At 70.0% G+C, this 13,574-nt stretch carries 12 protein-coding genes and 1 pseudogene; 4 read left to right on the forward strand and 9 right to left on the reverse strand.

Translation table 11 applies throughout. The features are described 5' to 3' along the window. Positions 1-861: pseudogene (locus D7Y13_RS13285) on the forward strand (serine/threonine protein kinase); the annotation flags it as partial. Between the two features lie 98 nt (positions 862-959). Then, a complete protein-coding gene (locus D7Y13_RS13290) occupies positions 960-1,856 on the forward strand; it encodes a hypothetical protein (RefSeq protein ID WP_120583653.1) in 897 nt (298 codons plus the stop codon). 52 nt (positions 1,857-1,908) lie between these two features. Here the strand turns inward: D7Y13_RS13290 and D7Y13_RS13295 are convergent, their stop codons facing one another. The 4 genes from D7Y13_RS13295 to D7Y13_RS13310 all read right to left on the reverse strand — a co-directional run bounded on the left by D7Y13_RS13295 (position 1,909) and on the right by D7Y13_RS13310 (position 7,932). Continuing rightward, a complete protein-coding gene (locus D7Y13_RS13295; RefSeq protein WP_120583652.1) occupies positions 1,909-3,708 on the reverse strand; it encodes a DUF4215 domain-containing protein in 1,800 nt (599 codons plus the stop codon). A 141-nt stretch (positions 3,709-3,849) separates the two neighbouring features. After that, positions 3,850-5,274, reverse strand: a complete 1,425-nt coding sequence (locus D7Y13_RS13300) for a sugar porter family MFS transporter (RefSeq protein WP_120583655.1) — start codon at positions 5,272-5,274, stop codon at positions 3,850-3,852. Between the two features lie 211 nt (positions 5,275-5,485). Then, a complete protein-coding gene (locus tag D7Y13_RS13305; protein ID WP_120583651.1) occupies positions 5,486-7,099 on the reverse strand; it encodes a sigma-54-dependent Fis family transcriptional regulator in 1,614 nt (537 codons plus the stop codon). Next, the gene (locus tag D7Y13_RS13310) at positions 7,096-7,932 is read right to left on the reverse strand and encodes an MBL fold metallo-hydrolase (RefSeq protein WP_120533271.1); all 837 of its coding nucleotides are present in this window, start codon (positions 7,930-7,932) and stop codon (positions 7,096-7,098) included. The genes D7Y13_RS13305 and D7Y13_RS13310 overlap by 4 nt, the downstream gene beginning before the upstream one ends. A gap of 214 nt (positions 7,933-8,146) precedes the next feature. Here D7Y13_RS13310 and D7Y13_RS13315 point away from each other — a divergent pair, with 214 nt between their 5' ends. Further along, positions 8,147-8,908 (forward strand): ParA family protein, encoded by a 762-nt coding sequence (locus D7Y13_RS13315; RefSeq protein ID WP_120583650.1) that lies wholly within the window; start codon positions 8,147-8,149, stop codon positions 8,906-8,908. A gap of 33 nt (positions 8,909-8,941) precedes the next feature. On the opposite strand, the gene D7Y13_RS13320 is transcribed toward D7Y13_RS13315, so the two are convergent. From D7Y13_RS13320 to D7Y13_RS13330, 3 genes are all read right to left on the reverse strand, one after another. Beyond that, positions 8,942-9,310, reverse strand: coding sequence for a DUSAM domain-containing protein (locus tag D7Y13_RS13320; protein WP_120583649.1), 369 nt, complete (start codon positions 9,308-9,310; stop codon positions 8,942-8,944). 2 nt (positions 9,311-9,312) lie between these two features. After that, positions 9,313-9,732, reverse strand: a complete 420-nt coding sequence (locus D7Y13_RS47965) for a hypothetical protein (protein ID WP_233595542.1) — start codon at positions 9,730-9,732, stop codon at positions 9,313-9,315. Positions 9,733-9,827: 95 nt separating this feature from the next. Further along, positions 9,828-11,225, reverse strand: coding sequence for an alpha/beta hydrolase family protein (locus tag D7Y13_RS13330; RefSeq protein WP_120583648.1), 1,398 nt, complete (start codon positions 11,223-11,225; stop codon positions 9,828-9,830). Between the two features lie 71 nt (positions 11,226-11,296). On the opposite strand from D7Y13_RS13330, the gene D7Y13_RS13335 reads away from it, so the two are divergent. Continuing rightward, on the forward strand, positions 11,297-12,208 hold the full coding sequence (locus tag D7Y13_RS13335) for a glutaminase (RefSeq protein WP_120583647.1): 912 nt from the start codon (positions 11,297-11,299) through the stop codon (positions 12,206-12,208). Positions 12,209-12,214: 6 nt separating this feature from the next. Here D7Y13_RS13335 and D7Y13_RS13340 read toward each other — a convergent pair whose 3' ends face one another. Both D7Y13_RS13340 and D7Y13_RS13345 read right to left on the reverse strand, forming a co-directional pair. Then, positions 12,215-13,141 carry an alpha/beta fold hydrolase gene (locus D7Y13_RS13340; RefSeq protein WP_120533266.1) on the reverse strand — a complete coding sequence of 309 codons (927 nt, stop codon included), beginning with the start codon at positions 13,139-13,141 and terminating at the stop codon, positions 12,215-12,217. After that, positions 13,128-13,514 carry a MerR family transcriptional regulator gene (locus D7Y13_RS13345; protein WP_120583646.1) on the reverse strand — a complete coding sequence of 129 codons (387 nt, stop codon included), beginning with the start codon at positions 13,512-13,514 and terminating at the stop codon, positions 13,128-13,130. Before D7Y13_RS13345 ends, D7Y13_RS13340 begins: the two co-directional genes overlap by 14 nt. Positions 13,515-13,574 lie beyond the last annotated feature (60 nt).

Consider the following 13,574-nt stretch of genomic DNA (forward strand, 5'->3'; position numbering starts at 1 on the left):
GGCCTGTCCGTGGTGGGGGGACTGGCGCTGCTGGGCTTCGGGGTGCGCGCCTTCGTGGGGCCGGTGAGCCTGCACCTGGGCCAGGACGACAAGTACGTCATCGGCACGCAGGGCGTGAAGGTGAAGCCGGGGCAGGCGCAGTGGCCGCCCAACACGGAGGGCGAGGTGTTCTCCGACATCACGCTGACGCCGCCCAACGGCAACGGCACGGCCTCCACGCTGAAGGTCGGCTTCGGCGAGGGCACCGAGGAGATCAACGTCCACAGCGGCACGTGGCGCATGGTGGACGGCGAGCTGCAGGCCATCCAGGGCGGCATGGAGACGGACGGCAACAAGCTGGTGCCGCGCGCCTACCTGGCGCACCGCTACTTCTCCAGCGACGACTTCACGGCGGAGACGCTGATGGACGTGAAGCCGCTGGGCCGCGAGTTCCTGGTGGAGGAGGACGCGCAGCACTTCGGAGAGCTGGCGTTCCGCATCCGCGACGTGCAGGTGTCCGTCTTCGCCATCCCGGACGTGGGCATGCGCCTGTCGTGGCGCTACATCTCCGCCGAGGACGGACGGGAGATCGTGGGCAACAGCGCGGACGACGCCCGCAACCTCGTGGGTGACGAGATGCCGCTGCCCCGGCAGGGTCCGTTCCTGGTCCGCCTCCAGTTGCGCAAGCAGAAGAGCGGCGTGCGCGCGGACGCCTTCCTCAACAACAAGCTCTTCGCCACGAAGATCCTCCCCGGCTTCGACGGCCGCGTGGGCAAGCTGGCGCTGGGGTGCCGCAACCTGAAGTGCACCTACGACGATCTGAAGGTGTCGGGGACGCTCAAGGAGCGTCCGGTGCGCAAGGTCGCCAACGGCGGCGAGTAGCCGCGCCCGTCGTGGGGCTTGCCGCCCCGCCCTCCCATTCCCACCTTGCTCCCGCCGGGCTCCGTGTCCTTCACGGGCCGGTGGGGCGGGGGTAGGGCATGGGCGAGGGCTTGGGTCGCATCCTCTGGGTGCCGGCGTGCGCGGCGGGCCTCGCCGTGCTGTTGCTGGCGGTGTTCACCCTGGGACGGATGTCCGCCCGGGCCCGGCCCCGCTGGCTGCTGGCGGGCTTTGGCACGCTGGCCCTGGGCCTGGTGCTCTTCGTCCCGTGGCTTCGCGAGGAGCCCCTGGTGCGCGTGTCGCCGGACGTGCTCGTCAAGGCGGTGGGCGGGGCGCTGCTGGTGCTGGCCGCGGGCGTGTCGGCCCGGGGCGCGCGGGTGCGGTTGCGGGCGGAGGCCCTGGTCGGCGCGGCGCCGCTGTCGCTGGATGAGGCGGTGGCGGCCCTGCGCGCGGGACGTCCGCCGGGCTTCGGCGTGTACCGGGGCCGCCTGGAGTCTCCGCAGACGCTGACGTCGCCGGGCGGCGTGCCCTGCGCCTTCTACGACGCGGCGGTGCACGCGGTGGGCGACCATGGCCACAAGGGGCCGCTCTTGTCGCGGGAGCGCGCCTATGCGCCGGTGCTGATGCTGCGCGGGGAGCGCACGCTTGCGACGGTGGGCTTCGCGCCCTCCGCGCTGGTGGCCCCGGTGGAGGTGCGCCGCTGCGTGTCCGCGCCCGCGCTCACCCAGGCGGAGCTCCTGGGGCCGCCCGCGGAGGCGCTGTCCTGGGAGCGCGTGGGCACCCCGGGCGAGGCGTGTCTGGTGGTGGGGGAGCTGCGGCGCGGGCCCCGCGACGGCACCTGGGAGTTGCGCGGTCGCGGAGGGCGTCCGGCGCTGGTGGTGCTGGGGGACGAGGCCCTGGGCACCGGGGGCATGCTGTCCCGCGGGGCCTGGAAGCACTTCGCGGCGGCCGGGGGACTGTCCCTGGCCGCCGCGTTCATGCTCGCCCGGACCCTGTGAGGTCAGGGCGGAGGAGGACCCCGGCCGTGAAGGCGCCGGGGCTCATGGGACTTCACCCCGGATCGTAGACGCAGTTGTTGGGGCAGTCGTCGTCGTTGTTGGTGTTGCCGTCGTCGCAGGTCTCACCGGCGTCGTACTGGATCTTGCTGTCGCCGCAGCGGGCGTTCCAGATGCAGGTCAGGCTGCACTTGCCGTAGCCCGGCCCGTTCAGGTTGCCCTTGTCGCACTGCTCGCCCACGTCGACGTCCCCGTCGCCGCAGGTGGACTCGCAGGTGGTGCGCTGCGTTTCGAAGTTGGTCAGGGTCAGCTTGTACGAGGACTGGGACGTGTGGCGCTCCGCCTGGAACACGACGACCTCGTAGATCTTGCCCTTCACCAGGCCGAGGCCCGCGACGGTGGCTGCGTTCGCCAGCGAAACCGTTCCGGACGTGGCGCCGTGCACGCCGCCCAGGTCCAGGGCCAGCTTGCGGTTGATGAAGACCCACACGTCGTCGTCGCCGAGGAACGTCAGCTGCTCGTTGCCCTTGAACTCGAACCAGTAGCGCGTCTCGCTGGTGAAGCTGAAGTTGCGCGGGGTGCCGGTGTTGTCGTTGAGCTTGTTCTCCAGGCCCAGGCCCACCCAGCCGCTGGTGTCGAGCGGGAAGAAGGTCTGGTTGTTGAACAGGTAGGAGCCGTCACCCTGCTTGTCCAGCTTCAGCACACCGACCTCGGTGACGTTGATGCCAGCGTCACGGGGCTGATCGCGGTACCACTGGTCGAAGGCCACCTTGCCGTGGGTGGTCCCGGAGGTCTGGCCGGCCTTGGCGTACACGGGCTTGCCGTCCGCGCCGAGCGCCGCGTACAGCGGACCCACGATGCCCGTTTCCGCGCCGTTGGCGTCGTCGAAGTCCGGGTGGACGGTGGCGGGGTACTTGCCATTGACGGGCTGCCCCTTGCCACGGAAGTCACGGTACACGACGGGGATCTCCACCGAGCTCGGCGGGGCCGTGGTGACGCGGGTGCAGGCGAAGCCTTCCTCCAGCTTGCAGGTGGCGGAGCAGCCGTCGTTGGCGCGCACGTTGCCGTCGTCGCACTCCTCGGTGGTGTCACCGGGGAGGATGACGCCGTCGCCGCAGCGGGCCTCGCAGGTGCCGTTCACGCACTTGGGCTCCAGCACGCACAGCACGGAGCAGCCGTCGCCCATGTCGTGGTTGCCGTCGTCGCACTGCTCGGTGCCTTCCCTCTTGCCGTCGCCGCAGGTCGTCTTCGCGCAAGGCTGGCCCGGGTCGCACTTGTAGCCCGGCTCCAGGCGGCAGATGTCGCTGCAGCCGTCGCCCTTGGTGGTGTTGCCGTCCTCGCACTCCTCGTCGCCCGCGATGATGTTGTCACCGCACTGGGCCGCGCGGCAGCGCTGACCCTGGAACGGGCAGGACCAGCCTTCCTCCACCGTCTTGCAGTTGGCCGAGCAGCCGTCGCCGTCCGCCTTGTTGCGGTCGTCGCACACCTCGGGCTTCACGCCCGCGTCCGTGTCGCCTGCCTCCACGACGCCGTTGCCACAGGCCGTCCCGACCACGCACTTCTGGCCCGGCGTCGGACAGTCGAAGCCGATCTCGATCTCCTTGCAGTCGGACTTGCAGCCGTCGCCGCTCAGGGTGTTGGCGTCGTCACAGGCTTCGGTGGAGTGCTTCTTGCCGTCGCCACAGAAGGCGGGACCTTCGTCGACGGGGCCACCGTCCGTGCCACCACCGTCGGTGACAGGGGTGCCACCGTCCCCATCCGGATCATCCGAACCGGGGCAGGCCGTCAGCGTGAGCAACAGGGAGGCGAGCAGAAGGCTCGTAAGTCGATTTCGCGAGGGGGAATGTTTCAGCATGAATCAGATGCTGGAAGGCCGTGCCCCCGGGTGTCAAATGGATCAGGTGTCTTTGTACCCACGCGACGCGTGAAGTTGGAGAAAGCCCGTACACCTGTACGGGTGTACGGGCTTGCGCGCATTTTCGCCTGCCCCTGGGGACTACATGGACTCCAGTTCGCGACCCTTCGTTTCCTTGATGAAGCGGACGGCGAAGAAGATGGAGAACACGGCGGCCGCGGCATACAGGCCGTAGGCCCAGCCCAGCCCGAGCGCCTTGAGCGACGGGAACGTGGCGGACACCACGAAGTTGGCCACCCACTGCGCCATGGCCGCGATGGACAGCGCGAGCGCGCGGATCCGGTTGGGGAACATCTCTCCCAACAGCACCCAGACGACGGGGCCCCACGAGAAGCCGAAGAAGACGACGTAGAGGTTGGCGGCGATGAGCGCCGCGGTGCTGGCGGTCCCCTGCAAGAGGGGATTGCCCGTGGCGTCCTGCGGAGCGGTGCCGAAGAGGTATGCGAGCAGGCCCAGCGTGAGCGCCATGCCGACGGAGCCGATGATGAGCAGCGGCTTGCGGCCCACCCTGTCCACGCAGGCGATGGCGACGAGCGTGGTGAGGATGTTGGTGACGCTGGTGATGACGGTGATGAGCAGCGAGCTCTGCTCGGAGAAGCCCACCGCCTGCCAGAGGACGCTGGAGTAGTAGAAGATGATGTTGATGCCCACGAACTGCTGGAGCATCGCGAGCACGATGCCGATCCACACGATGGGCAGGAAGCCGAACCGGCCGCCCTTGAGGTCCGCCAGGTGCGGCGTGCGGTCCTGGCGAACGGAGCGGCGGATCTCCAGAATCTTGGAGGGCGCGGTGTCCCCCTCGATTTCGCGCAGCACGCGGAGCGCTTCCTGCTCACGGCCCTTGGCCACCAGGTAGCGGGGGGACTCGGGGATGAAGAGCGCGCCGACTCCGTAGAGGAGCGCGGGTGGCAGGCCGCTGAAGAACATCCAGCGCCACGCGGTGATGCCGAACCAGCCCGGGTTGGAGGCCGAGCCCGCGTCGCGCGCGATGACGAAGTCCCCCAGGAGGGCCACGAAGATGCCCACCACGATGGCCAGCTGTTGCAGCGACGCCAACCGTCCGCGCAGGTGCGCCGGGGCGCTCTCGGCGATGTACGCGGGCGCCACGACGCTGGCGGCGCCCACGCCCAGCCCGCCCACCAGTCGCCAGAAGCTCAGGTCCCAGAGCGAGAACGCGAGGCCGGAGCCGAGCGCGCTCATGATGAACAGGTCCGAGGCCATGATCATCGTGCGCGTGCGGCCGAAGCGGTCCGCGACGGAGCCCGCGCAGAAGGCGCCAATCGCGGAGCCAATCAACGCGGAGGACACCGCCAGACCCAACGCCCAGCTGCTCGCGGCGAACTGGATCTCGAGCGCTCCGACGGTGCCGTTGATGACGGAGGTGTCGAAGCCGAAGAGGAAGCCGCCGAGCGCGGCCACCAGGGAGATGAGGATGATCCGGCCGGTGTGTGCCTCACGTCGTTCGGTGGGCCGCCTGCTCGCCGGGACATCCAGGATATCCGCCATGACGTGCTCCTTCCCCACGGGGCACGTCCTGCACGGGGAACCCCAGGGAGGAGACAAGGTCACCGCCTCCCGGAATCCGGTCCTCGCGGTTCGCACAACGGCCCTGAGGAGAGGTGGCCTTCCCCCCCGCTGGAAGGCACCGTCGAACAGGGCGTCCCTCGGGTGGCTGCCTGTTGGGAGACGGAGTGCCGCCAGGACGGGGGGGCGGCGCTCAGCCCTCGTCCGCCAGCCCGTACTCCTTGAGCTTGCGGCTGAGCGTGTTGCGGCCGATCTCCAGCGTCCGTGCCGCCGCGGTGCGGTTGCCCTTCACCGCCTCCAGCACGCGCAGGATGTGACGGCGCTCCACCTCCGCCAGCGGAAGCAGGAGCGGCGCCTCCCCCGACGCACCGGGCGCTTCCCGGGTCTCCGGGCCCATGGACTCCGGTGGCGTGGAGGACAGCGGGCGGTCCAGGGAGGGCAGGGGCAGGTGCTCCTCCAGGATCTCCCCTTCGGACAGCACCACGGCGCTCTCGATGCAGTTCTCCAGCTCGCGCACGTTGCCCGGCCAGCGGTAGCGCTTCAGGCGCTCCAGCGCGGCGACGCTCAGGCGCGGCGCCGTCAGCCGGTGGCGCCGGGCGGCGGTGGCGACGAAGTGGCGCGCGAGCCGTTCGATGTCCTCCGCGCCGCGCTCGCGCAGCGGGGGCAGGAGCAGCTCCACGACCTTGATGCGGTAGTAGAGGTCCTCGCGGAACTTGCCTTCGGCCACCATGCGCGGCAGGTCGCGGTGGGTGGCCGCGACGATGCGCACGTCCACCTTGACGGCCTGCGTGCCGCCCACGCGTTCGAACTCCCGGTCCTGGAGCACGCGCAAGAGCTTGCCCTGCACGGACTGGGGCAGCTCCCCCAGCTCGTCGATGAACACCGTGCCGCCGTCGGCCGCCTCGAACTTGCCGGGCATGCGGTGGTCGGCGCCGGTGAAGGCGCCCTTCTCGTGGCCGAACAGCTCGTTCTCGATGAGGGACGCGGGCAGGGCCGCGCAGTCCACCTTCACGAAGGGCTTGTCCCGCCGGGGCCCGTTGACGTGGATGGCGCGCGCGAAGAGCTCCTTGCCGCAGCCGCTCTCCCCGCGCAGCAGCACCGTGGCGTCGGTGGGCGCGGCCTTCTGCACCAGCCGGTAGAGCGCCTTGAGCGGCGGGGCCTCTCCGATGATGCGGTTGAAGAAGTAGCCCACCGGGGCCTGCGGCTGATCCTTCGCGCGCTGGAGCTCCTGGTAGAGGCTGGTCGTCTGGAGCGCGGTGCTCACCTGGGCCGCGATGGCGGTGAGCTTCTGGGTGTCGTCTTCCGTGAAGGGTCCGCCGCCCAGGCGGTTGAGCACCTGGAGGACGCCGTACACCGCGCCGGCCGCGTCGCGCAGCGGCACCGCCGCCAGGCTGATGGTGCGGTAGCCCGTCATCCGGTCGATGTCCGCGAAGAAGCGGCGCTCGCCGCGCGGATCCGGCACGTGCACGGGTTCGCCGGCCTCCGCCACGTAGCCCGCCACGCCCTGGCCCAGCTTCACGCGGATCTGCGCGACCTCCGGCAGGTGCGCCGCGCGGCTGAACAGCTCGCGGCGCACCGGATCCAACAGCCACAGCGTGCCTCGGTCCGCCTGCAGCGTGATGGCGATGCGATCCACGAGCGTCTGGAGGAAGGCATCCAGGTCCACCTCGCGCCCGACGAGGCCGCCAAAGGGGAGCAGGACCTGGGACACATCCGGCGGGGACGAGGGCATGGCGGCGGGGAGCGGCGGCAGCGTGAAGGGCTCGCGTGGCAGTGTAGCGCAGGGCTCGGGGCTCGTGAGGCTCATGCGCCCGCCGCGCGGCCCAGCAGCATGCGCTGGCCTTCACGCGCGGGCTCGGTGAAGGGGAACAGGCCGCGGGCCTGCTGCGCCATGTCCTCCAGCAGGTCGTCCGCGTGGGACGGATCATGGTGGAAGAGGAACAGCCGCCCGGCGTGCAGGTCCTTGGCCACCTTGGCCGCGTCCATCATCGTCGAGTGGCCCCAGCCCTTCTTGGACATGCCCTTCTTCCCCTCGTACTCGTCGGGCGTGTACTGCGCGTCCAGGCACAGCGCGTCCGCGCCCTCGAAGTGGCGCGCCACGTCCGACGTGAGGCGCTCCGGCAGCTCCACGTCCGTCGCGTACACGAAGGAATGGCCATCCGCCTCCACGCGGTACGCCATGCAGCCGTCCGGGTGGGGCACGTCGATGGGCGTCACCTTGAACGGGCCCACCTCCACCGTCTGGCCGTGCACCGCGGAGCCGAAGGCCATCTTCGAGCGCATGGTGGACAGCGGCACCGGGAACTGCGGCGGGCGCATCTGCTGCGACAGCGTGGACTCCAGCGCCTGCGCGCCATTGGCGCCCGGGCCGTACAGCGTCAGCGCCGTGGTGGGCAGGTACGCGGGCGTGAAGAAGGGGAAGCCCTGCACGTGGTCCCAGTGCAGGTGGGAGAAGAACATCGTCGCCTTCTGCGGGGCGCCCTCGCGCAGCATCACCTCGCCCAGCGTGCGGATGCCCGTGCCCGCGTCGAGGATCAGCCGCTCGCCCTGGCTCGTCACCTCCACGCACGCCGTGTTGCCACCAATCCGAGAACCCGACACCGCGATGCTGCCCCGAACCCCAAAGAACCGGATTTCCATGATGTTCCTCCTGAAGCTTCCGGCACCCCTGTGAGGCGCCCTGACGTGGAGGGGACAGAGCACGTCCGGTGCCAGCGCCAAGGGCCTGGAATCATTGGGGCGAGTTGGGAGATGACGGGGGGCTGCTCCATTCTGGAGCGCACGGGATGGGGCGGGCGGTCCATTCCGGCGCGGCCCAGCGGGCGGCGGAATCCTGGTAGGACCGGAGTCCATCATGCCGACGATTGCGTTCTGCACCATCAAGGGAGGCGTGGGGAAGACGACGCTGTGCGCGCACGTGGCGGCGGCGCTGGCGGACGCGGGCCACCGGGTGCTGCTGTTGGATCTGGATCCGCAGGCGCACGCGTCGCTGGTGCTGGGCCTGGAGACGCGGGACGGCCCGTGCGTGGCGGACGCCTTCGGGCCCCGGCCGAAGCACAAGCTGGACGAGGTGGTGGTGGCGTCGCCGAAGCGGCCGAACCTCTACATCGCGCCGGGGGCTCCGCGCATGGCGGCGCTGGAGCGCGAGCTGTTCGGCTGGGGGCACCGGTTGCAGGCGCTGCCGCGCGCGCTGAAGACGCTGTCGTGGACGCCGGACGTCATCCTCGTGGACACGCCGCCGTCCATCGGCGCGTTCACGGAGGCGGTGATGTGCTTCGCGGACGTGGTGGTGGCGCCGGTGCCCACGGGTGCGTTCGCGTTGCAGGGTCTGGCGGAGATTGAAACGGCGTGGCGCGAGGTGCGCGAGGACGGTGGCCAGCTGGTGGCCGCGGTGAACCTGTGGGATCGGCGCACGCCCGCGACGAATGAGGCGATGGAAGAGGCGCTGAAGGACGTGACGGTGCCGGTGCTGCGTGCACGCATCCCGCGCTCGGAGTCCATCAACCAGGCGGGGCTGGGCTACGAAGTGGTATTCGACACGAGCCCGAACGCGTCGGGCGCGGAGGAGCTGCGTGCGCTGGCGCAGGAATTGGCGAAGCGCGCGGGCCTGCGCTGAAGGGGCTTTGCGCTCCACGGTGTTGGTCGGCCGTCAGTCCAGGTCCTTCAACTCCATCTCCGCCAGCTCGCGGTAGAGCGACACCACCTCCACGGCGAGCAGGTCCTCCAGCAGCTTCCGCGCGCCGGCCTTGTCGCCGGTGCGAGCCAGGTCCTGTGCCCTCATCTCCGTGAGCGATAGGCGAATGGAGCCGTCTCGGATGCGGGCCCAGGCGCCATGCAGCAGGGCCGTCGCTGCGCCCACATCCTTGAGGGCTGCCTGTGCATCGGAGGCTGGTATCCCCACCTCACGAGCGGTGCGCAGCAGCACCTCGCGCACCTGCGGGGTAAGCGTCAAAGCCTCGCCCGCGTCCACACGCGAGACCAGTGCTCGTACTGGATCCCAGTCAATGTCCTTGGGCATGCTCAGTCGTCTCCTGTTTTTCGACGGCACTTGTCACGCGGCCAGTTTCCGCGCTGCCCCTCGCAGGACCGGAAGCAGTCGTAGCAGGAGCCACTCCACTCCTCCTCCTTGCACCTCACGTAGTTGTTCATGCAGGCCCGCTTCCACTCCGGCAAGTCCGGCTTGGCCAACTCCATGGCCACCGTGGCTGCGAAGAGGATTTCCTCCGCCTCCAGCTTAGTGGCGCCACAGCGCTCCGGTGACAGTGGGTGCGTCTTCACGCAGCAGCTCACCGTGGAGTCCTTGGGTGTGCAGGGCGCCTGGGCCAGGGACACCAGTGCGTTGCCGGCCTGGGCGCGAGCCGTCCCGCCAGGGCTCGTCGTCGCCAGAGCGAGCCCGAGGACCACCAGCGTGCCCCATGATTGGATGTTCCATCGGGTCATGAATGGCGGTCTATCTGGCTTTCGAACGGTAGAGCATCACCCTTGAGAAGAAGTTGGCCGGCGCTGAAGCGAGGCTCCGGCTCCGCTTTGGCTCGCTAAGGCGTCGGCAGACCTGATTCCAGCGCCGCGCGGATGTTCGCGTTGGTAAAGGCCGTGCCCCAGACAGCGTTGACCTGCGCCGCGACGAAGGTCGCGCCGGGTTGCACGCTGCCCACGGTGGTTTCGTACATCTGCACGCGCGGATCCGTCAGCTCCAGGAGCCGGGGCGCGACGTCCGTCACGTCGCGGTCCTGCGCCTGGAGGGCTCGCACGCCCTGGAGCCACGCGCGCACGGTGCCGTCCGCGTGGGGGATGAGCAGGGTCTGATCCGCCGCGCCCAGCTTCGCGATGAGGTGCGCCACGCTCAGTGTGATGACGACGCTGCCGTTCGCTGCGAGGACGGGGCCGTGGTCCGGGGCCAGCGTGTTCCAGTTCACGGCGGCGGTGTTCCGGAAGTACAGCGGCGTGTAGCGGTGGGGCGCCAGGGACACGAGCGCGCGCGTGTGCTCCACGGGGATGAGCGTGTCCCAGTCGTCGTGGAGGATGAGGAACGGCGTCTGCACCTTGTCCAGCAGGTGGGCCGCGTCCCAGCGCGAGTAGTCCGCGCCCGACGCGGTGACGGGGTCGCCTCCCGTGGTGGCGAAGATGCGGCGGAAGTAGGGCTCGAAGAACTGCTGGTAGCGCGTGCGCATCGCCGGGTCGCTCACGCGCGAGGGGACGACGCGGCTCACGTAGTCCACCTCCTGGGCGAAGTCGGACAGCGGGGAGATGGCGACGCCCACCTTGGGAATGACGCTGGCCGGTGCGTCCGCCGCGGCGTAGAGCGCCTCGTATCCTCCCCAGGAGCCACCGAAGACGCCAATGCGTGTGGTGTCCACGTTGGACGCCTGGGCCAGGAAGCGCATGCCCGCGTTCATGTCGTCGCGGTCGTTCTGCAGGTCCCCGCCCGCGTAGAAGCGGCCGAAGACGGCGAGCACACCGAAGTCATGGGCCAGGTAGATGAACGCCTCGCCGGAGATGATCTCCGGCGTCGTGGGCGTGAAGGCGATGGGCGACGAACCCGACCCGTAGTGCGGCTCGCTGTCGTCCGGGTGCAGGCCGTTGCCGCGCGACGCCCACTTCGCGTCCACGGCCTCGCCCGTCCACGTGATGCCGTCATACGGCTTGGTGATCATCACCGTGGGGGACACACCGGGCTTCCGGGGCGGGAACCACTGCGCGTAGGTGGCGGCCCGGCCGGGCACCTCCAGCTTCAGGAGCTGGTACGGCCACGTCTGGCCGGCCGCGTTCAACGCTCCCGCGCCGAGCTGCGTGACCTGGACGCTCCCGGGGTCGGTGGGCGTTTCGCTCGGGCCCTGGCAGGAGTTCGAGGCCGAGGAGGTGCTGCTGCAGCAGGCCGTGGGGACCGTGCCCAGCAGGGCGAGGGAGAGCAGCGTGGTCGAGAAGAGGCGCATGAAAACAGCAGACACCGCCGCGCGGATTTTCTGAAAGGCCGAATGCCCTTTGTGGATGAGGATGGTGGCTCATGGACTATCAGGCGGTGTTGCACGACGTGTGGGACGCGGTGCGGCCAGTGTTGGGCCAGGGCCGCGTGGCGACCTACATCCCGGCGTTGGCGGCGGTGGATCCGCGCCGGTTCGGCATGGCGCTCGCGACGGTGGACGGCGACGTGTACGGCGTGGGCGACTGGCGCGAGCCGTTCTCCATCCAGAGCATCTCCAAGGTCTTCACCCTGGCCATGGCCCTGTCGCGCGACGGGGACGCGGTGTGGCGGCGGGTGGGCAAGGAGCCGTCGGGCAATCCGTTCAACTCGCTGGTGCAGTTGGAGTACGAGCACGGCATCCCGCGCAACCCGTTCATCAACGCCGGGGCGCTGGTCATCACCGACCGGTTGCAGCAGCTCACCGGGGACGCGCGCGGCACGCTGCGCGACTTCCTCCGCGCGGAGAGCGGCAACCCGTCGGTGGACTTCGATCCAGTCATTGCCGCGTCGGAGGCGGAGCACGGCCACCGCAATCGCGCGCTGGCCCACTTCATGGCCAGCTACGGCAACATGGAGAGTCCCGTCTCGGAGGTGCTGGAGCACTACTTCTGGCAGTGCTCGCTGGCGATGAGCTGCGCGGACCTGGCCCGAGCCTGTGGGTTCCTCGCCCGCCATGGCGAGCGCGCGGACGGGGCGCGGCTGCTCACGCGCAGTCAGGCCAAGCAGGTCAACGCGGTGATGCTCACCTGTGGCACGTACGACGCGGCGGGGGAGTTCGCCTACCGCGTGGGCCTGCCCGGCAAGAGCGGCGTGGGCGGAGGCATCATCGCCGTCATCCCCAACCGCTGCGGCCTGTGCGTGTGGAGCCCCGGACTGGATGCCCAGGGCAACTCGGTGGCGGGCATGGAGGCGCTGGATCAGTTCACGACGCTGACCGGCCTGTCCATCTTCTGAGCCGGGTCAGCGCAGGCCGTCCAGCACCGAGGCCAGCTTCTCCGGCTGCGACGCGAACGGCGAGTGCGAGGACTCCAGGGACTCGACGGTGAAGGCGTTGCCGGGCGTGAAGGCGTCGGCTTCGCGGATCATCAGGTCCTGGAGCGCGGGGGCCAGGGCGCGGTCCTGGGTGCAGCGGATGTAGCTGCGCGGGATGCGCCCCCAGCGCTCCTTCGTCGCGCCTACCTTGCCCACCCAGAGGGACAGCGGGATGTCCGGCGTGAGGGTGAGCGCGAAGGGCAGGAAGCCTGCGGGGTCCACGTCCTGGTAGAAGCCCGCGCGCAGGGCCTCCAGGTACGCCGCGTCGCCGCGAGGGTTGATGCGCACCGCGCCCACCTTCGCCGCGTCGCCGATGAAGAGGTTCTCGCCATGGCCGGTGCGGGCCTCGGGGAGGGCGCCGTAGCCGCTGGCGCTCTGGAGGCGCAGCGGGCAGTACGCGCTCAGGTACACCAGCCGGCCGATGAGCTGCGGCGCCTTCTCGCCCGCCCGGGTGATGACGGTGCCGCCCGCGCTGTGGCCCACGAGGATGGGCTTCGGGCCGCCCTTCAGCTTCTCCAACGCGGCCACCACCGCGTCAGCGCAGTCATCCAACGTGACGTCCGCCAGCGGGGAGCGCTCCTCCGCGAAGCGGGCCGCGGGGCCCGTCAGGTAGGAAGCAGGGAAGCGCGCGTTGAGGCCGTGCCCTGGCAGGTCGATGGCCACCACCTGATGCCCCCGGGCGGAGAGGGCCTCGGAGACGCGGGTCCAGTGCAGGGCGTTGTGCCATGCGCCGTGCACCAGCAGGTAGGTCCGGGGCTTGTCGCGCTTCGTGGGCGCGGGGGCAGCCGCGAGGCCGACTCCCGGCAGCAGTCCTGCGCCCACGAGGGCGGTCTTCATCACGTCACGACGGTTCATGGATGGCTCTTTCGGTGGAGGGGACAAGGGCTTCGTTCGCATCCAGCACGGAGAGCAGTCGCTCCCGCAGGCGCGCGAGGTCGAACAGCTGCTGGTCGACTTCAGCGAGGCGCTCGCGGTGGGCCGCGAGGGCGTCCGGGCAGACGCTGGTGGTGACCTGGCGGAGCATGCAGGGCGGGAAGGTGGCGATCTCCTCCAGGGAGAAGCCCAGGCGGATCATCCGCGCCACCTGCATCACCTGGGGGACGGCCTCCTCGCCGAAGTCGCGATAGCCGTTGTCCCGCCGGTATGAGGTGAGGACCCCCGCCTTGTCGTAGTGGCGGATGGAGCGCGCACTGCTGCCCGTGCGCCGGGCGAGTTCTCCAATGTTCATCCTGCTCTCCTGCGAAAGGACGCTAGGGCCTGACACCAGTGTCAACGTCAAGGCCCCGAT

Source organism: Corallococcus praedator, assembly GCF_003612125.1.
Classification (GTDB): domain Bacteria; phylum Myxococcota; class Myxococcia; order Myxococcales; family Myxococcaceae; genus Corallococcus; species Corallococcus praedator.